Origin of the sequence: Mycolicibacterium komossense (genome assembly GCF_025822605.1) — a bacterium.
Taxonomy (GTDB): domain Bacteria; phylum Actinomycetota; class Actinomycetes; order Mycobacteriales; family Mycobacteriaceae; genus Mycobacterium; species Mycobacterium komossense.
In genome coordinates this window covers 446,942-464,846 of record NZ_JACKTY010000028.1, presented here as the reverse complement: position 1 = coordinate 464,846, position 17,905 = coordinate 446,942, and the positions used below count along the sequence as shown (strand labels likewise).

The following is a 17,905-nucleotide window of genomic DNA, read 5'->3' as shown; positions in this document are numbered from 1 at the left end:
CGTCGTCGGTCATGTCATCGCACTGTCTGGAATACCGCGGCCAATCCTTGGCCACCACCGATGCACATGGTTTCCAGCACATAGCGCGCGTCGCGACGGCGCGCTTCGTAGGCGGCGGTGGCCAGGATTCTTGCGCCCGTCGCCCCGATGGGATGCCCAAGCGAGATACCCGACCCATTGGGGTTGAGACGGTCATCGAGGGGGTCGAGCTGCCACTCTGCGAGCACGGCCAATACTTGCGCTGCGAATGCCTCGTTGAGTTCGATGAGGTCGACCTCGTCGAGGGTGATGTTCGCCCGGTGCAGCGCAGCCGAGGTGGCGGCGACGGGGCCGATGCCCATCGTCTCGGGCCGGCATCCGGTGACGGCCCAGGACCGCAATGCCAGCAACGGCGTCAGTCCGGTGCGTGCGGCGTGCTCACGGGTGGTGACGACGCACAGTGCGGCCCCGTCGTTCTGTCCTGACGCATTGCCTGCGGTGACAGTCGAATCCGGATCTGCGGTCGAGCGGATCGGGCGCAGGGCAGCGAGCGTGGCGGCCGAGATGTCGGCACGCGGGTGTTCGTCACTGTCGATCACCACATCGGGTTTTCCCCGACGCCCGGGGACGGCGACGGGCACGATTTCGTCGGCGAACCGACCCGCTTTCTGCGCGGCGATCGCACGCTCGTGTGAGCGGGCGGCGAGATCGTCCTGCGCGGCGCGGGTGATGCCGTAGTCGCGACGCAGGTTTTCGGCTGTCTCGATCATGCCGCCGCTGATCGGGTGCCCGTGGCCACCTGCGGTTTCGCGGGCACGGTCGAGGCGGTCGACCAGCGTGACGGCGCCCTGGCGGACCCCGGTGCGCAGTCCCAGTGCGTAGTGTTCAACGTTGGACATCGACTCAGCGCCACCTGCGATAACGAGTTCAGCTGCCCCAGTGGAGATTTGGCCGGCCGCGTACAGCACTGCCTGTAAGCCGGATCCGCAGCGCCGATCGACCTGTACGCCCGGTACGCCGACGCCAAGCCCTGCGTCCAGGGCGGCGATTCGGCCGATGGCGGGCGCCTCGCCATTGGCGTAGCCGTTGCCGAGGATGACATCGTCGACGTCACGTTCGCCCAATCCGGTTGCCTCGACGAGTGCGCGCAACGTCTGGCAAGCCAGCTCGACGGCGGTGAGCGGCGCCAGGACGCCACCCATCCGGCCGACCGGAGTACGGATCGGGTTGCAGATCACCACATCAGCCATATCTCGACCGTAGGCGCATAATTGGATAACCTGAAGTACCCATTCGGTTGTTATTAATATCTTTAAGGTCTTGGATATGGAACTGCGGCACCTTCGGTACTTCCGCGCCGTCGCCGAGGAGCTTCACTTCAATCGTGCGGCGGAGCGGCTCAATATCGCGCAACCGCCACTGTCTCAACAGATTCGGCAACTGGAGAACGAACTGGGCGTGACGTTGTTCCGACGCAGCACGCGCAAGGTGGAGCTGACTCCCGCCGGGCAGCGTTACCTCCAGGACGTCGTGACCATCCTGGGCGCCGTCGACGATGCCGCCGAGCAGGCTCGATTGGTGGCCGACGGGCAGCGCGGCCACCTCTCCATCGGATGCGTGGGGTCGGCGACGTATTCCCTACTCCCGCAGCTTGTCCGTGAATTGCGGGACCAGCTCCCGGGAATCAACGTCAGCATTCGTGGCGAGATGTTGGCACCGGCCCAGATCGAGGCATTGCTCGCCGGCACCATCGACGTGGCACTACTGCGTCCGCCCGTCGTGCATCCCGGCGTGACGACGATGGCGATCCGCCGGGACAGGCTGTTGGTCGCGTTGCCGGCGGATCACCCATTGGCAGGGAGTACCGAGTTACGCCCCGCCGACCTCCGCGACGCCGACTTCGTGGTGCATGCCGGCCACGGTCGATCGGCGATGAGCGGGGTCGTCACCGGGTTGTGCGCGGAGGCCGGATTCGTCCCGCGTATTCGTCACTCCGTCGAGGAGACCTCCACGTTGTTGACACTGGTTGCCGCCGGGCTCGGGCTGGCGGTCGTGCCATCCCCGACGGCCGCGCTCGGGATTCCCGCCGTCGCCTATGTTCCCCTTGGGCCCGGCTCGGTCGGCATCGACCTGCTGGCCGCCACCCGCGACCTGGACCGGTCAACGTTGATCGACCGCGTCCTTGCGGTCCTGCGCCGCGTGGCTGCGGAATAACCGCGCGCACTGAGGTTTTCGAGTCGATTCAAGTGTGGGCCGCCGGACGGCACCGCTTGGAACAGAGGCGGGGCAGATCATCTGTATCGAGCTTTCGCTGAGCATACCGTCTAGATCGCCGTCGGCCAGGGAAGTGGGGTGGGGGTAGGGGTAGGGATAGCGACAGGGATATGGTTCGGATAAGTGAAATGGGTGTCGTGACGACACGTACCCCGTCCCGGGATCAGTCGAGCCACGGTGCGTCCCTGGTGGTTAACCGGCGCCGTCACCGCGGCATGCCCATCGAAGTCACCCCGACCTGAGGATTTCCGTGAAGCTGGGCAAGATCGTGTTCATCGGGGCGGGTTCCCTGATCGTCGTTGTCGCGCTTGCGCTCGGAGCCTGCTCGATCTACGACGTCGTGGCCACCAAGTCGGAGTCATCGAGCCTGCGGCCGTACGGACGGCTGGTCCCGGTTAACGGCAAGAAGATGAACGTGGTGGTGCGGGGCTCCGGTACGCAGACCGTGGTGCTCCTGCCCGGCTACGGAACCGCCGCTCCCGGCCTTGACTTCGAGCCGATGATCGCAGCACTCGAGGGCACCTACCGGGTGGTGGTGGTGGAACCGTTCGGCTACGGTCGCAGCGACGTCTCCGACACGGAGCGAACCACGGCGAACATCGTGGGCGAGGTACACACCGCGCTGCAGCGCCTCGGCGTCAACCGCTATGTCCTGATGGGGCACTCGATCGCCGGCATCTACGCCCTCGACTACGTCAACACCTACCGCAGCGAAGTGAGCGGCTTCGTCGGGATCGACACCAGCGTGCCGAACCAACCCGGTATGGATAAGCCGATCCCGGTCAAGGAGCTGCGAATTCTCAAGTCGCTGGGCCTGATGCGCGTTCTCACTGCGATCATGCCGGACCCCTACGAGGGACGCCCCTTCACCGAAGACGCCAAGAAACAGATGCGTTCCCTGTCGCTCCGCAATTCGTTCAATGCCGACCTGGCGAGCGAGGCAGACCAGATGCCCCGCAACTTCGTTGCGGCCCAGGCGCAGTCATTCCCGAAGGACCTGCCGCTGTTGCTCTTCGTGGTCGATGACAACGCCGAGGTGGCCGGGTGGGTGGAGTTGCACGAGAAGCAGGTTGCGCAGTCCGATCGCGCAGAGATGGTCCTGCTCCGGGGGGATCACTATCTCCACCACACCCAGTCGCAGGCCATGGCTGACAAGCTCGCCCAGTTTCTGGGTCACGACCAGCCGACCAGCTAGCGATCCGCGTCTGAGTTCATTTAGGAGTGTGGGGGAGGACTTCGTCGGCTGGTTTGGTCCAGTCGAACGGGTGGCAGTGTTGATACCACCCGCGGCTGAACGCGGCGATGGCTGCCATCCGTTCCTTGACGCTGTCGAATGAGGCCCGCCGTATCAGTTGGCGGGTGCTGATCGAAAAGAACACCTCGACCATGTTCAGCGACGATCTCAGTTCAGGCGTGACATGCCATTCCGTACTCGATGGCTGGATGTTCGCCAGTTTCCTTGCGGACCAGTCGAATCACAGGACATCGCCGTGGATGACATGGAACCGATCGGTAGCTCAAGGCGCGGTAGTCCCGGACCAAGGACTGGGACGCGCTGCGCGAGCAGTCCGCCAGCGACGTGGTAGTGAACAGCAGGAAGTCCGGAGGACAGCGGATCTGCGGCACCATCGACTTCCTGGTCGTTCTGCGCTATATGCGATCAGCGGCGTGAACACTGTCCGCTCAAGCCGCAACAGCCGTTCAGACTGCAATCTCACCGCTCACCGTCGCCTCAGGTGAACCCGATGAGTACTGCGCGGGCATCAACCCGACGAACGATCCAATCGCGTTGCCGTTGACTCGATTCCAGTCACCGATTTCCACCGCCAACGCGAAACCAGTCAAGGTACTCCGCACGACCATGGGTGAGTGGGGCCCCGGCCCGCCCGCGTTTGAAGTGATTTGGCGGCCGTTTTAGTCCAGATGAAAGGGGTGGGCACGGTTGTTCCGGCCGTTGACGTAGGAAGCCGCGATATCGCCATCAGGAATTCCTGATCTTCCTGAAGCACCTCGCACAGACCTATCCCGACCAGAAACCAACGGCGCTGCTCGCATGCTCAATTCAACCAAACAAAACCGCCCAACTGATCTAGGTGCGCGGCACTAGAACGGCACAGGTATCTTGTGCTGAGCAATTCTGACGTCGGGGGCAACGTGGCACACCCAAGCGGTCCAGTCAGGCAGCCATGGTTTCTGAAGGCAGCTGCCGGCGGAGGCTCTGTGGACGCTGGCCGAATCCCTGCCTCGGACTGGCTCGACGGTTGGTGTCACGCTGACAACGATCCGCGGGCGATGGCCTCATCTGATCGAACTGGCACCATCAACGGCACGGCGATCGCGGCACTGGCTTTCGCGGTCGCGTGTGCGCCTATCGGCATTGTTCTGGGGCACGTCGCTCGTCGGCAAATCCGCCGCACGGGTCAAACAGGAGGTGGCCTGGCGGCCGCCGCACTGATTGTGGGGTACCTCCTCACGGTCGTGCCGGTTGTCCTCTGCATATCGGTCACTGTCACTTTTGCGCTGGCGGATGCGGTTCACCGTCGACATGACGCGGCGCCGGCAGTCAGCAACTCGTCGCTGCATACAGAATTCACGGCTGCAGCCGGCTACCCGAATTCTTCTGGCAGTCTGTAGGTTCAGTCGCCGGGGCCACTCGGCCAACGGCAGTGGGAGCGGGGCGGTGATGCCGTGAGCGCGCGCTTCGTCGAACTTGATTGGTCTGAGACCGGTATGGGAGTAATCAGCCTGCGCAGGCGGGTCGAGCCGTCTCTGAACGTTGACGTCTACGAGGTCAAGCTCGACGACGAGTTCTTGATGTCGAGTCTGTTCACGGTGGCCGAGGTGGAGCTCGCGCGCCTGGGACTGGCGCAGGCGGTTGATGCCGACCTCGATGTCGTCGTCGGAGGGTTGGGGCTCGGCTACACCGCGCAGACAGCGCTGAAGGATCCCCGCATTCGTTCGCTCGTCGTGGTGGAGGCACTGGCGGAGGTCATCGGCTGGCATCAACGTGCGTTACTTCCCGACACCGCGGAACTGGTGTCGGATTCGCGGGTCCGTCTCAAACGAGGAGACTTCTTCGCCATGGCCGACAGCGCTGCTGGTTTCGATCCGGAGGCGCCGGGCCGTCGGTTCCACGCCGTGCTCCTCGATATCGACCACACCCCGAGACATGTCCTGCATCCGAGCCACCGCGCGTTCTACACACCTGCGGGACTCGAAAAGCTGGGCGCACACCTGCATCCCGGCGGGGTCTTCGCGCTCTGGTCCGATGACCCGCCCGACCCTGACTTCGAGTCGGTCCTCGCCACGGTCTTCGACCGGTCCGAGGCCTCCGTCGTCCGGTTCCCCAACCCGCTGACGGGCGGGTACTCGACCAATACGGTGTACGTCGCGAGTTAGATGTCGGGGGAGCGCTGGGTCGCCTGATCAGGGGACAGTGGATTCACCCGGTGCAGTGACTCATTAGCGGACAGACCGTCGACCGCGAATGCGCCATCGTTATCTCACTGCCGGAAGCCCGGCCGACACAGAGCCAACACTCGTGCAAGGAGATTGACATGAACACCATCGACCGCGGCCTCGTCACCGCGACCGCTCTGCTCGCCGTGCCCGTCCTGATCATGCTCGGCGCACCGACAGCGAGCGCCAGCTCTGATCTGCAGTCACTGGTCCCTACGCCGGCCAACACCCAGCGCACCGACGGGCCGAGCTCGGTTCAGGAAAACGGCATCAACGAGCACTTCCTGGTCAACGGCGCACCCGGCGACGTGATGGGCTCCTACCAGACTGCACTCCAAGGTCGAGGTTGGACGCTGACAGTCACCAACGCCGGCGGCGGCTACGGAGGCGGCGGTGCCACCATCACGGGGACCAACGGCAGCGCATACGGCGTCTTCACCGGTGGAGGCTATGGCAGCACGACCGATATCCAGGCATGTGCATGGCCGACGAAGCCGTCGAACACCAACTGCGGACAACGCGATTGAGGTACGACCGACCGGCGCTACCTCGCGCCGGTCGGCGCTGCGGACCAGCTGAATGTGCGTTCGTCCGTAGCTCAAGCGGCCAGCGCGGCCAGGAAGACAGCGGCGATCGCTTCCAAGCCCCGCTGGTCATCATCGTCGAAACGGCTCGGGAGCGGGCTGTCGAGATCGAACACCCCGATCAGCTTCCCGTCCTGGATCAACGGGACCACCAATTCCGAATTGGTGTTCGCGTCACAGGCGATATGGTCGGCTACCGCGTGCACGTCATCTACGCGTTGCGTCTGGCCGGTTCGGGCCGCCGCACCGCATACCCCGCGGTCGAGGCTGATCCGCACGCACGCGGGTTGCCCCTGAAACGGGCCCACCACCAGCTCGGTACCGTCGAAGAAATAGAAGCCGACCCAGTTGAGATCTGGAAGACTATGGTAGACAAGCGAACTCACATTGGCCGCGTTGGCTATGCGGTCGTGTTCACCATCGATCAGTGCCGTGGCTTGCTGCGTCAAATCCTGGTACTGCTCGGTCTTGCTGCCGGACAGGGTCGACGGTACGAACGACATGGCGTCCATGATACGGATCGTGCTGAATTGTGAGTTCGGCACTGTGTTCAGCGATGTCGGCTGCGATGGGGGTCGGCATAGCGGCCGCTATGCCGAAGGTGAAGCGCTTCAAGTCAAATCGTGATCATAGCCCCGGTGTGGCAGACCGTCGATCAGCGCGGATCTTCCTAGGATCGCCTGCGTGACTGACCGCTACGGACGCGATGTATTGGCCGCCCCGCGAACGCCGAACCGGCCGCGCTCGACTGAGCACCCCGTCGAACTGGGCATGGTCGTCGAGGACGCCCAGACCGGGTATGTCGGCGAGGTCGTCGTGATCGACGGTGACCGGATCGAGCTGGAGGATCGGCATCGGCGCAGGCGGCGCTTCCCGCTGGGCCCCGGCTACCTGCTGGAAGGCAAACCGGTGATCCTGGCCGCACCCAAACGCAAAGCCGCCCCGGCCGCGCCGGCCCGGACCGCGTCAGGTTCAGTCGCGGTGACCGGAGCCCGCGCCCGGACCGCGCTGGCCAGCCGCATCTACGTCGAGGGCCGCCATGACGCCGAGCTCGTCGAACAGGTCTGGGGCGACGATCTGCGCATCGAAGGCGTGGTGGTCGAGTACCTCGGCGGCGTCGACGACCTGCCCGGCATCGTCGCCGAGTTCGCGCCGGATCCGCACCGGCGGCTCGGCGTGCTCGTCGACCACCTGGTGGCCGGCTCGAAGGAAGCCCGCATAGCCGAGGCCGTCCGGCGCGGGCCGGGCGGCGCCAACACGCTGGTGGTCGGGCATCCCTACGTCGACATCTGGCAGTCCGTGAAACCCGAACGGCTGGGTCTGAAGGCGTGGCCGGTCATCCCGCGCAGCATGGAGTGGAAGCACGGTATCTGCGAAGCGCTGCGCTGGCCGCACGCCGATCAGGCCGATATCGCCAGAGCGTGGCAGAAGATCAGGTCGCGGGTGCGGGACTGGAATGATCTCGAACCGGCACTGATCGGGCGTGTCGAAGAGTTGATCGACTTCGTGACGGCGCCCGCTTAGCTGCAGATACTGGGCCTGCCGGCGAGGTAGTTGCACTGGTCCGGGAACCGATCGATCACCGCGGGTTGCAGGGGGGCGATGAACGACAGGGTGAACGGGGTCTTCACCATGCCCGCCTGCCCTCCGCAGACCGCGCCGTGGATCTTGGTGTGAGTGCCTGCATTGGTGGCGCTGTCGAAGGCGTAGTTATCGGTGGTCGGCGCTGTGCTGCCGTCCGGGCACTGCATACCTTCGGGGTTTTCCACCTTGAAGGCCCACAGATCGCTGACGAGTCCGGCCCTGACGGTGAAGTTGAGTACCCGCTCTTCCCTGGTCGCCTTGCTCGGCGCGGCGCTGGACAGTTGTAGGACGCAACCCAGGCTTTGGATGGTCTCGTCGCTGTAATCAGACTGAGCCCGGGTGCCGTTCGGCTGAATGCAGCTGCTCTGCATCGTCCACACGGCCGGTGGGACGCCTGCCTCGTTGAGCGTGTAGGTGCCGTCGGCAGGCGGGACGATGGCGGCGGCTGGTGCCGCGACGACCAGGGCTACGACAGCGGCAGCGGGGACTGCGCAGAGTCGGCGAAGGACGGTCATCCGTCAGGTCTATCACTAACCTGTCGGCCGAAGTAACCGGTTGCCGGAATGCCGCACCGGTCAGCCCCGGGGTGGCAACGGCGGACGAGGTTCGCCGTGTTTCCCGGCGCCATGGTAAGCCTGAACCGTGTCCGACGGTTTGTTCGATATGCCCGGGCCTGACGGCCTTCCGCAGCCGCGGACGTTCGCCTCGGCTCCGCCGCCGTCGGCTCCGTTGGCGGTGCGAATGCGTCCGCTGTCCCTCGACGAAGTGGTCGGGCAGGATCATCTGCTGCGGCAGGGGTCCCCGCTACGCCGGCTGGTCGACGGCTCCGGCGCGGCGTCGGTCATCCTCTACGGGCCGCCCGGTACTGGTAAGACGACGCTGGCGTCGCTGATCTCGCAGGCGACCGGCCGGCGGTTCGAGGCGCTGTCGGCGCTGTCAGCCGGAGTGAAGGAAGTCCGGGCGGTGATCGACGTGGCTCGGCGGGCCGCGGCGCACGGCGAGCAGACCGTGTTGTTCATCGACGAGGTGCACCGCTTCTCCAAAACCCAGCAGGATGCACTGCTGGCCGCGGTGGAGAACCGCATCGTGCTGCTGGTGGCGGCGACTACCGAGAACCCGTCGTTCTCGGTGGTGGCACCCTTGCTGTCCCGGTCGCTGATTCTGCAGTTGCAGCCGCTGACTTCCGACGCGGTACGCGCGGTGGTGCTGCGGGCGATCGCCGATCCGCGCGGCCTCAACGCGGCGGTGACCGCCGAGCCTGACGCGGTCGAGCTCTTGGTGCAGCTGGCCGCCGGTGATGCCCGGCGGGCACTGACCGCGCTGGAGGTGGCCTCCGAGGGCGTGGGGACCGGCTCGATCACTGTAGAGACCATCGAACAGTCACTGGACAAGGCCGCAGTGCGCTATGACCGGGACGGTGATCAGCACTACGACGTCGTCAGCGCATTCATCAAATCGGTGCGCGGTTCCGACGTCGACGCCGCTCTGCACTACCTGGCCAGGATGCTCACCGCGGGGGAGGACCCGCGGTTCCTGGCCCGCAGGCTGATGATCCTGGCCAGCGAGGACATCGGGATGGCAGACCCCAGCGCGCTTGTGACGGCAGTGGCGGCGGCTCAAACGGTCGCCCTGATCGGTATGCCAGAAGCCCAGTTGACGTTGGCCCACGCCACCGTTCACCTGGCGACGGCGCCGAAATCGAACGCCGTCACCACCGCACTCGGTGCCGCGATGGCAGATATCAGGGCGGGTAAAGCCGGCCTGGTGCCGCCGCACCTGCGCGACGGCCACTACTCGGGCGCCGCGGCCCTGGGTAACGCGCAGGGCTACAAATACGCCCACGATCATCCCGGTGGTGTTGCGTCGCAACAGTATCCGCCCAGTGAACTGGTTGGGGTGGACTATTACCACCCCACCGGACACGGTGCGGAACGGGAAATCGGCAGCCGGCTGGAGAAATTGCGGGCGATCGTGCGCCGGCGATCCTGACTGAATCCGGAAAGCCTCCGTAAGCAAGCGATCCCGGCTGACACGGAGGCGGTGGTCAGCCGGGATCGACTCTCGCAGAACGGTTATCGGCGCAGAAGCCCTGTCCGACGCTTGCCCGTGGCGGCGGCGACGATCGCGACACCGACGGCCGCGACAACGACCTGGACCAGAAGCTCCAGCCAGTCAATTCCGTTGGTAGCAGTGGGTATTCCCATCGCGCGAGCCAGCGCCGTGCCGATGAAAGCGGCTACGATGCCGACGAGCACCGTCACGAGCATGCCGATGGGTTGCTTACCCGGCAGTACTAGGCGGCCAAGAACGCCGACCACAATGCCGATGAGGATTGCAGTCACGATACCGGTGATGGTCATGTATTCCTCCTGGTGAGAAGTTCTGTTGAGTGGCGATGCCGCTCACATACCCCGCCCGCACCTGAGTCAAACGAACGCGTCAATATCCGGGGGTGGGTTAGTTACTGGGTTAGTTTCAGTCGCATGCCCGCCCGCATGGCAACACTTGTTCTCGACGTCGACACCTCGCGCCGGCGGCTGGTCGATCTGACCGACGACGTGCAGCAGTTCTGCTCGGGGCGTGGTGACGGCCTCTGCAATGTCTTCGTCCCACACGCGACGGCGGGGGTGGCCATCATCGAGACCGGGTCTGACGACGATCTGGTCGACACCCTGGAACGGCTCCTGCCCCGCGACGACCGCTACCGGCACTCGCACGGCTCACCGGGCCACGGCGCTGACCACGTCCTGCCCGGGATCGTGTCCCCGTCGGCGACGCTGCCAGTGCAGGGCGGCAAGGTGCTGCTCGGGACCTGGCAGAGCGTCGTTCTCGTCGACCTCAACCGCGACAACCCCCGGCGCTCGGTCCGGCTGAGCTTCATCTCGGCCTGACGTCGCGGTGATCCCGGCACCTTCGGTTCGCTGCCTTTTCATCGCCGGTGAGCCGACCGGTACTGTAGGGCGGTCGAAAGACAGCGATCAAATACTCCAGCGAAAGTGACGACGTGCAGACACACGAGATCAGGAAGCGCTTCCTCGATCATTTCGTGAAGGCGGGCCACACCGAGGTACCGAGCGCCTCGGTGATCCTCGACGACCCGAACCTGCTGTTCGTCAATGCGGGCATGGTGCAGTTCGTGCCGTTCTTCCTTGGGCAGCGCAGCGCGCCGTGGGACCGCGCCACCAGCGTGCAGAAATGCATCCGCACCCCGGATATCGAAGAGGTGGGCATCACCACCCGCCACAACACCTTCTTCCAGATGGCCGGCAACTTCAGCTTCGGTGACTACTTCAAACGCGGTGCGATCGCGCTGGCATGGGACCTGCTGACCAACTCGGTCGATGAGGGCGGTTACGGCTTCGATCCCGAAAAGCTTTGGGCGACGGTCTACCTCGACGACGACGAGGCGGCCGATCTGTGGCGTGAGATCGCGAACCTGCCTGTCGAGCGCATCCAGCGTCGCGGAATGGCCGACAACTACTGGTCGATGGGCATCCCCGGGCCCTGCGGGCCCTCCTCGGAGATCTACTACGACCGCGGACCCGAGTACGGCATCGAGGGCGGACCCGAGGCCAACGAGGACCGCTACATCGAGATCTGGAACCTCGTTTTCATGCAGAACGAGCGCGGTGCGGGGACGAGCAAAGAGAACTTCGAGATCCTCGGCCCGCTGCCGCGACAGAACATCGACACCGGCATGGGCGTCGAACGGGTCGCCTGCCTGCTGCAGGGCGTCGACAACGTCTACGAGACCGACCTGGTTCGCCCGGTGATCGACCTCGTCGCCTCGATCGCCCCCCGCGGCTACGGCGTGGGTAACCACGACGACGACGTCCGCTACCGGATCATCGCCGACCACAGCCGCACCGCGGCGATCATCATCGGTGACGGCGTCAGCCCCGGAAACGACGGCCGGGGATACGTGCTCCGGCGCCTGCTGCGCCGCGTCATCCGCTCGGCGAAACTGCTCGGTATCGACACCCCGATCGTGGCGCAGTTGATGGCCACCGTGCGCGACGCGATGGGCCCGTCGTATCCGGAACTGGTCACCGATTTCGACCGCATCAACCGCATCGCGGTGGCCGAGGAGACGGCGTTCAACCGCACCCTGGAGGCCGGCTCCCGGCTGTTCGACGAGGCCGCCGAGATAACGAAAGCCTCGGGCGCGACCGTGATAGCGGGGAACTCGGCGTTCACGCTGCACGACACCTACGGGTTCCCGATCGACCTCACCCTGGAGATGGCCTCCGAGGCCGGACTTTCGGTCGACGAAGCCGGCTTCCGCGCGCTGATGAACGAGCAGCGTCAGCGGGCCAAGGCCGACGCCGCCGCCCGTAAACATGCGCACGCCGACCTGACCGCGTACCGCGAACTCGTCGACGCCGGCCCGACGGAGTTCACCGGATTCGACGAACTCACCTCGCAGGCAACGATTCTCGGCATCTTCGTGGACGGCAAACGGGTGCCCGTGGTGGCGCACGGCGGCGAGGGTGAGACCCCCGACCGCGTCGAGATCGTCCTCGACCGCACCCCGCTCTATGCCGAATCCGGGGGGCAGATCGCCGATATCGGTTCACTCTCGGGCACCGGCGGCGCGGCCAAAGCTCAGGTCACCGACGTGCAGAAGATCGCGAAAACGCTGTTCGTGCATCGCGTCAACGTCGAATCCGGTGAGTTCGTCGAGGGCGACACCGTCACCGCCGAAGTCGATCCCAAGTGGCGCCACGGTGCTACCCAGGGCCACTCCGGCACCCACATGGTGCATGCGGCGCTGCGACAAATATTGGGCCCCAACGCCGTTCAGGCTGGGTCCCTTAATCGGCCGGGCTACCTGCGCTTCGACTTCAACTGGCAAGGCCCGCTGAGCGACGCGCAGCGCGACGAGATCGAGATCGTTGCCAACGAGGCCGTCGAGGCCGACTACCCGGTGAACACGATGTACACCAAACTGGAGAAGGCCAAGGCGATGGGCGCGATGGCACTCTTCGGTGAGGCCTACCCCGAGGACGTCCGCCTCGTCGAGATCGGCGGGCCGTTCTCCCTGGAGCTGTGCGGTGGTACGCACGTGCACAATTCCGCGCAGATCGGACCGATCACCCTCCTGGGTGAGTCCTCGGTCGGTTCCGGGGTGCGCCGCGTCGAGGCCTACACCGGGCTGGACTCGTTCAAACACCTGGCCAAGGAACGCGCGCTGCTCGCCGGCCTGGCGTCATCGCTCAAGGTGCCCTCGGAGGAGGTGCCCGCCAGGGTGGCCACTCTCGTCGACCGGTTGAAGGTCGCCGAGAAGGAGATCGAGCGGATGCGGCGGTCCACCGCGGCGTCGGCGGCGTCGAATGCAGCCGCCGGTGCCGAGCTGGTGGGTAAGGTCCGTGTGGTGGCACAGCGGATGCCTGTCCAGACAACGGCAGGCGACCTTCGTTCGTTGGTGGGCGATATCCGTGGGAAGTTGGGCAACGAGCCCGCGGTGGTGGCACTCATCGCCCAGGGCGACAACGACGCGGTGCCCTATGTCATCTCCGTCAACGCCGCAGCTCAGGATCTGGGTCTGCGCGCCAACGACCTGATCCGCACACTGGCCTCGACAGTCGACGGTCGAGGCGGCGGCAAGGCCGACCTCGCGCAGGGTTCGGGCAAGGATCCGACCGGTATCGACGCAGCACTTGATGCGCTGCGTGCGGATATTGCCCGGAGCTAGCCCGAGTGACCTCATGCGAGCACCGGCTGCCTGACCGGCCGGGCGGCGACGACCCCGGCCGTGGCAGGCGCCTTGGTGTCGACGTGGGGAGCGTCCGGATCGGGGTGGCGGTCAGCGACCCCGACGGGATCCTGGCCACCCCGGTGGAAACCGTCGCCAGGGACCGCAACGGAAAACACCTCCGCAGGCTGACCAAACTGGTTGCCGAGCACGCCGCCGTCGAGGTCGTCGTCGGGTTACCCCGCACTCTCGCGGATCGCAGCGGTCCTGCGGCGCAGGATGCCATCGAGGTGGCGGATCTTCTCGCACAACGTATTTCACCCATCCCAGTGCGACTGGCCGATGAACGCCTGACCACCGTCACCGCGCAGCGGTCGCTGCGGGAGGCCGGCGTGCGGGCCAAGGGCCAGCGCGCTGTCGTCGATCAGGCCGCCGCGGTGGCGATCCTGCAGAGTTGGCTCGACCAACGCCGCGCTGCGGCGCCGCCGTCCCAGGAGACGACCAATGGCTGACGATTGGGACCAAGTAGACGGGGGAGAGCGGGCGCAGCCGGTGGCAGTGGGTCCCCCGCGCTACCGGCGAAGTCGGGCCGCGCGACTGCGCGCCGAACGACGCCGTCGCCGGACCCGCACGTTCGCCGGTATCGCCGTGGCGCTGTTGATCGTCGTGGTGGTGGCTGCCGTTTTCCTCGGCTCGCGGCTGTGGAACGGACTGTTCGGCACACCGAGTGACTACACCGGCGACGGTGGCAGCGACGTGGTGATCCAGGTGCACGACGGCGATTCGACGACCGCCATCGCCCAGACCCTGCTCGACCATCAGGTGGTCGCGACGGTGCAGGGCTTTGTGACCGCCGCGCAGGGCAGTGCGGCGATGCAGGCCATCCAACCGGGTTTCTACAAGGTGCGTACCGAGATTCCGGCCGCCTCGGCCGTCGAGCGTCTCGCCGATCCGCAGAACCGCGTCGGCAAACTGACGATCCCTGAGGGTCGTCAGCTCGACGACATCACCGATGCCAAGACCAACGACGTGACCGAGGGCATCTTCTCGCTCGTCTCACAGGCCACCTGCGTCAGCCTCGACGGCAACAAGAAATGCGTATCCGTCGACGATCTGAGGGCTGCGGCCGGTGCGGGGCCGCCCGAGTCGCTGCAGGTGCCGCAGTGGGCGACCGAGGCGGTCACCAAGATGGGCAGCGACCACCGCCGGATCGAAGGGCTGATTGCGCCCGGCACCTGGAACGTCGACCCCGCGGGGACGCCCGCGAGCATCCTGGCCACGCTGATCTCCGCAAGCAGTGCGAAATACACCAGCGGCGGGTTGCTCGACACCGCGACGACGATGAACATGTCGCCGTACGACATCCTGGTCGTCGGCTCGCTGGTGCAACGGGAAGCCAAACCCGACGATTTCGCCAAGGTGGCCCGTGTCATCTACAACCGGCTTGGCGAGCGCCGCAAACTGGAATTCGACTCCACCGTGAACTACCCGCTGGACCGTCAAGAAGTCGCGACGACAGATGGTGACCGGGCCCAGGTCACGCCCTGGAACACCTATGCCTCCGAGGGGCTCCCGGTGACGCCGATCTGCTCGCCCGGCGACCAGGCGCTGGCCGCGGCCGAGCATCCCGAAGCGGGTGACTGGCTGTACTTCGTCACCATCGACCTGCAGGGCACCACCCTGTTCACCAGAGATTACGAACAGCACCTGGCCAATATCGAGCTGGCCAAGCGCAATGGCGTCCTCGACAGTGCACGCTGACCCCGGAGCCCGCCGAGCTGCGGTCCTGGGCTTCCCGATCGCCCATTCGCGATCACCGCAGCTGCACCTGGCCGCCTACCGCGCGTTGGGCCTGACCGACTGGACCTACGAGCGCATCGAGTGCACCGCCGACGAGTTACCCACACTGGTCGGCGGATTAGGCCCGGAATGGGTCGGACTGTCGGTGACCATGCCCGGCAAATTCGCGGCACTGGCGTTCGCGGACGAGCACACCTCGCGGGCGGAGCTGGTCGGTTCGGCCAACACACTGGTCCGCACTCCGGCGGGCTGGCGGGCTGACAACACCGACGTCGACGGAGTGACGGGCGCACTGGGCTCCGCAGGGCCCACCGCACTGGTGCTGGGTTCCGGCGGTACCGCGCCTGCCGCCGTGGTCGGTCTGGCTGCCCTGGGCGTCGAGCGGGTGACGGTGGCCGCGCGCAACCCCGACAAGGCGGCCCGGCTGCTGGACGTTGCCCAGGCCGCCGGGGTGAGTGCGCAGTACTGCCCGCTCGAAGGTGCCGCGCTGGTGTCACATGTGGCCGCAGCGTCCGTCGTGATCAGTACGTTGCCCGCCGATGCCGCCGCCGCGTACGCGTCGGCGCTCGCGTCGGCGCCGGTCCTGCTCGACGCGATCTACGATCCGTGGCCGACACCGTTGGCTGTCGCGGTGGCCGCCGCGGGTGGCACGGTGATCAGCGGCCTGCAGATGTTGTTGAATCAGGCCTACGCCCAGGTCGAACAATTCACAGGGCGGCCCGCTCCTCGCGAACAGATGATCGCCGCTCTGGGTTAGCGTGCGCGGCGTGGGGGAGAGCATCGGCCGGATTGCCGCCGTCGTCGCCGCGCTCGGCTGGATGGCGACGCTCAGCGTCGTCGATGTCCGCGATCGCCGGCTGCCCAACGTGCTGACCCTGCCTGGAGCGGTGGTGATCCTCGTCGTGGCGGCGGTCTGCGGCCGCGGACTGCCTGCCCTCATCGGTGCGGCCGCGCTGGGCGGCGCCTACCTCGTCGTACATCTGGTGGCACCTGCTGCGATGGGCGCCGGGGATGTGAAGCTGGCGCTCGGACTCGGCGCACTGACTGCCGCGCTGGGGACGGAGGTATGGGCGTTGGCTGCGTTGGGCGCGCCATTGGTGACCGTCGTCTGGGGCGTCCTCGCCCGGCTGCGCACGGTGCCACACGGCCCGTCGATGTGCCTGGCCACCACTGCAGCCGTCGCCCTCACCTGTTTACCGTGACTTCGGCGTGTTTCCGACCGGTCAGCGGTTCGGAGCACTCCGAAATCACACCTGAACGGCGGATTACTCCTTGGAATACCGCGCGTGGGAAGATGGGACGCGTGTTGCGATGGACCACTGCCGGTGAATCCCATGGCCGTGCGTTGGTAGCCATGGTCGAGGGCATGGTCGCCGGTGTGCAGGTCACTTCCGACGATATCGCCGACCAGTTGGCCCGGCGCCGTCTCGGCTATGGCCGCGGCGCCCGGATGAAGTTCGAGAAGGACCAGGTCACAGTGCTGGCGGGGGTGCGCCACGGCAGCACCCTCGGCGGGCCGATCGCGATCGAGATCGGCAACACCGAATGGCCCAAATGGGAAACGGTGATGGCGTCGGATCCCGTCGAAGCTGGCACGCTGGCGCAGGAGAGCGCACGCAACGCGCCGCTCACCCGGCCGCGGCCCGGCCACGCCGACTACGCCGGCATGCTCAAGTACGGCTTCGATGACGCTCGGCCCGTCCTCGAGCGCGCCAGCGCCCGCGAGACTGCCGCCCGAGTGGCGGCCGGCACCATGGCGCGGCACTTCCTGCGTCAGGCGCTCGGTGTCGAGGTGCTCTCGCACGTCATCTCCATCGGTGCCTCCGACCCGTATGCCGGACCACCGCCGCAGCCCGGCGACCTCGCGGCGATCGATGACAGCCCCGTCCGCGCCTTCGACAAAGCGGCCGAGGAACGGATGATCGCCGAGATCGAGGCTGCCAAAAAAGACGGCGACACCCTCGGTGGTGTGGTTGAGGTCGTCGCGCAGGGATTGCCGATCGGCCTCGGTTCGTTCACCAGCGGTGACAACCGGCTCGACGGCCAGCTTGCGGCGGCGGTGATGGGCATCCAGGCCATCAAGGGTGTCGAGATCGGCGACGGCTTCGAGACCGCGCGCCGCCGCGGCAGTGTCGCCCACGACGAGATGTACCCAGGGGCCGACGGAATCGTGCGCTCCACCAACCGTGCAGGCGGTCTCGAAGGCGGCATGACCAACGGGCAACCGCTTCGGGTGCGGGCCGCCATGAAACCTATCTCCACGGTGCCCAGAGCACTCGCCACGGTCGATATGAGGACCGGCGACGAAGCGGTCGCCATCCATCAGCGGTCCGACGTCTGCGCTGTACCCGCGGCCGCGGTGGTCGTCGAGGCCATGGTGGCGCTGGTATTGGCGCGGGCAGTGCTGGAGAAATTCGGCGGCGATTCGCTGACCGAGACCCGGCGCAATGTCGAGTCCTACCTGCGCGCAGTATCGGAATCGGAACCGGCGCTCGACGCGGCAGCCACACCGACCCGGGTCACGGGCTAG

General features: G+C 66.2%; 18 protein-coding genes and 2 pseudogenes. 14 read left to right on the top strand and 6 right to left on the bottom strand.

Going from position 1 to position 17,905, the window contains the following annotated elements:
- Positions 1-14: 14 nt before the first annotated feature.
- Complete coding sequence (locus H7J73_RS13130; RefSeq protein WP_264067825.1) at positions 15-1,229, bottom strand: acetyl-CoA C-acetyltransferase; 1,215 nt, start codon at positions 1,227-1,229, stop codon at positions 15-17.
- Between the two features lie 76 nt (positions 1,230-1,305).
- Between H7J73_RS13130 and H7J73_RS13125 the strand changes: the two genes are divergently transcribed.
- Together H7J73_RS13125 and H7J73_RS13120 are read left to right on the top strand one after the other, a co-directional pair.
- Positions 1,306-2,193: a LysR substrate-binding domain-containing protein gene (locus tag H7J73_RS13125; RefSeq protein ID WP_264067824.1), complete on the top strand. Its 888-nt coding sequence runs from the start codon at positions 1,306-1,308 to the stop codon at positions 2,191-2,193.
- Between the two features lie 310 nt (positions 2,194-2,503).
- Entirely contained in the window at positions 2,504-3,448 is a 945-nt protein-coding gene (locus H7J73_RS13120; protein WP_264067823.1) for an alpha/beta hydrolase, read from the top strand.
- 16 nt (positions 3,449-3,464) lie between these two features.
- Here the strand turns inward: H7J73_RS13120 and H7J73_RS13115 are convergent.
- Together H7J73_RS13115 and H7J73_RS13110 are read right to left on the bottom strand one after the other, a co-directional pair.
- A pseudogene (locus H7J73_RS13115) lies at positions 3,465-3,674 on the bottom strand (IS630 family transposase); the annotation flags it as partial.
- A 307-nt stretch (positions 3,675-3,981) separates the two neighbouring features.
- A pseudogene (locus tag H7J73_RS13110) lies at positions 3,982-4,104 on the bottom strand (transposase); the annotation flags it as partial.
- Positions 4,105-4,545: 441 nt separating this feature from the next.
- Between H7J73_RS13110 and H7J73_RS13105 the strand changes: the two are divergent.
- The 3 genes from H7J73_RS13105 (at position 4,546) to H7J73_RS13095 (ending at position 6,239) form a co-directional block, all read left to right on the top strand.
- Entirely contained in the window at positions 4,546-4,887 is a 342-nt protein-coding gene (locus H7J73_RS13105; RefSeq protein WP_264067822.1) for a DUF4190 domain-containing protein, read from the top strand.
- Positions 4,888-4,941: 54 nt separating this feature from the next.
- A complete protein-coding gene (locus H7J73_RS13100; RefSeq protein ID WP_264067821.1) occupies positions 4,942-5,652 on the top strand; it encodes a polyamine aminopropyltransferase in 711 nt (236 codons plus the stop codon).
- Between the two features lie 158 nt (positions 5,653-5,810).
- Positions 5,811-6,239: a hypothetical protein gene (locus H7J73_RS13095; protein WP_264067820.1), complete on the top strand. Its 429-nt coding sequence runs from the start codon at positions 5,811-5,813 to the stop codon at positions 6,237-6,239.
- A gap of 71 nt (positions 6,240-6,310) precedes the next feature.
- Here the strand turns inward: H7J73_RS13095 and H7J73_RS13090 are convergent, their stop codons facing one another.
- Positions 6,311-6,799, bottom strand: coding sequence for a free L-methionine (R)-S-oxide reductase MsrC (locus H7J73_RS13090; protein ID WP_264067818.1), 489 nt, complete (start codon positions 6,797-6,799; stop codon positions 6,311-6,313).
- Between the two features lie 181 nt (positions 6,800-6,980).
- Here H7J73_RS13090 and H7J73_RS13085 point away from each other — a divergent pair, with 181 nt between their 5' ends.
- On the top strand, positions 6,981-7,820 hold the full coding sequence (locus H7J73_RS13085; protein WP_264067817.1) for a DUF3097 domain-containing protein: 840 nt from the start codon (positions 6,981-6,983) through the stop codon (positions 7,818-7,820).
- Here the strand turns inward: H7J73_RS13085 and H7J73_RS13080 are convergent.
- On the bottom strand, positions 7,817-8,395 hold the full coding sequence (locus H7J73_RS13080; protein ID WP_264067816.1) for a hypothetical protein: 579 nt from the start codon (positions 8,393-8,395) through the stop codon (positions 7,817-7,819). The genes H7J73_RS13085 and H7J73_RS13080 overlap by 4 nt on opposite strands.
- A 127-nt stretch (positions 8,396-8,522) precedes the next feature.
- On the opposite strand from H7J73_RS13080, the gene H7J73_RS13075 reads away from it, so the two are divergent.
- Positions 8,523-9,869, top strand: coding sequence for a replication-associated recombination protein A (locus H7J73_RS13075; protein ID WP_435405479.1), 1,347 nt, complete (start codon positions 8,523-8,525; stop codon positions 9,867-9,869).
- Positions 9,870-9,952: 83 nt separating this feature from the next.
- Here the strand turns inward: H7J73_RS13075 and H7J73_RS13070 are convergent, their stop codons facing one another.
- A complete protein-coding gene (locus tag H7J73_RS13070) occupies positions 9,953-10,240 on the bottom strand; it encodes a GlsB/YeaQ/YmgE family stress response membrane protein (RefSeq protein ID WP_264067814.1) in 288 nt (95 codons plus the stop codon).
- A 135-nt stretch (positions 10,241-10,375) separates the two neighbouring features.
- Here H7J73_RS13070 and H7J73_RS13065 point away from each other — a divergent pair, with 135 nt between their 5' ends.
- The 7 genes from H7J73_RS13065 to aroC all read left to right on the top strand — a co-directional run bounded on the left by H7J73_RS13065 (position 10,376) and on the right by aroC (position 17,905).
- A complete protein-coding gene (locus H7J73_RS13065) occupies positions 10,376-10,771 on the top strand; it encodes a secondary thiamine-phosphate synthase enzyme YjbQ (RefSeq protein ID WP_264067928.1) in 396 nt (131 codons plus the stop codon).
- Between the two features lie 113 nt (positions 10,772-10,884).
- Positions 10,885-13,575: an alanine--tRNA ligase gene (gene alaS, locus H7J73_RS13060; RefSeq protein WP_264067813.1), complete on the top strand. Its 2,691-nt coding sequence runs from the start codon at positions 10,885-10,887 to the stop codon at positions 13,573-13,575.
- A 5-nt stretch (positions 13,576-13,580) separates the two neighbouring features.
- Positions 13,581-14,087: a Holliday junction resolvase RuvX gene (ruvX, locus tag H7J73_RS13055; RefSeq protein WP_264067812.1), complete on the top strand. Its 507-nt coding sequence runs from the start codon at positions 13,581-13,583 to the stop codon at positions 14,085-14,087.
- The gene (locus tag H7J73_RS13050; protein ID WP_264067811.1) at positions 14,080-15,336 is read left to right on the top strand and encodes an endolytic transglycosylase MltG; all 1,257 of its coding nucleotides are present in this window, start codon (positions 14,080-14,082) and stop codon (positions 15,334-15,336) included. The genes ruvX and H7J73_RS13050 overlap by 8 nt, the downstream gene beginning before the upstream one ends.
- A complete protein-coding gene (locus H7J73_RS13045) occupies positions 15,311-16,132 on the top strand; it encodes a shikimate dehydrogenase (RefSeq protein WP_264067810.1) in 822 nt (273 codons plus the stop codon). Before H7J73_RS13050 ends, H7J73_RS13045 begins: the two co-directional genes overlap by 26 nt.
- Positions 16,133-16,193: 61 nt before the next feature.
- Complete coding sequence (locus H7J73_RS13040; protein ID WP_264067927.1) at positions 16,194-16,577, top strand: prepilin peptidase; 384 nt, start codon at positions 16,194-16,196, stop codon at positions 16,575-16,577.
- 101 nt (positions 16,578-16,678) lie between these two features.
- Positions 16,679-17,905 (top strand): chorismate synthase, encoded by a 1,227-nt coding sequence (aroC, locus tag H7J73_RS13035; RefSeq protein ID WP_264067809.1) that lies wholly within the window; start codon positions 16,679-16,681, stop codon positions 17,903-17,905.

Coding starts and splice junctions, on each gene's coding strand:
- H7J73_RS13130 (WP_264067825.1), bottom strand. CDS start 1,229: ATGGCTGATGTGGTGATCTGCAACCCGATCCGTACTCCGGTCGGCCGG.
- H7J73_RS13125 (WP_264067824.1), top strand. CDS start 1,306: ATGGAACTGCGGCACCTTCGGTACTTCCGCGCCGTCGCCGAGGAGCTT.
- H7J73_RS13105 (WP_264067822.1), top strand. CDS start 4,546: ATGGCCTCATCTGATCGAACTGGCACCATCAACGGCACGGCGATCGCG.
- H7J73_RS13095 (WP_264067820.1), top strand. CDS start 5,811: ATGAACACCATCGACCGCGGCCTCGTCACCGCGACCGCTCTGCTCGCC.
- H7J73_RS13090 (WP_264067818.1), bottom strand. CDS start 6,799: ATGTCGTTCGTACCGTCGACCCTGTCCGGCAGCAAGACCGAGCAGTAC.
- H7J73_RS13080 (WP_264067816.1), bottom strand. CDS start 8,395: ATGACCGTCCTTCGCCGACTCTGCGCAGTCCCCGCTGCCGCTGTCGTA.
- H7J73_RS13070 (WP_264067814.1), bottom strand. CDS start 10,240: ATGACCATCACCGGTATCGTGACTGCAATCCTCATCGGCATTGTGGTC.
- H7J73_RS13065 (WP_264067928.1), top strand. CDS start 10,376: ATGGCAACACTTGTTCTCGACGTCGACACCTCGCGCCGGCGGCTGGTC.
- H7J73_RS13050 (WP_264067811.1), top strand. CDS start 14,080: ATGGCTGACGATTGGGACCAAGTAGACGGGGGAGAGCGGGCGCAGCCG.
- H7J73_RS13045 (WP_264067810.1), top strand. CDS start 15,311: ATGGCGTCCTCGACAGTGCACGCTGACCCCGGAGCCCGCCGAGCTGCG.
- H7J73_RS13040 (WP_264067927.1), top strand. CDS start 16,194: ATGGCGACGCTCAGCGTCGTCGATGTCCGCGATCGCCGGCTGCCCAAC.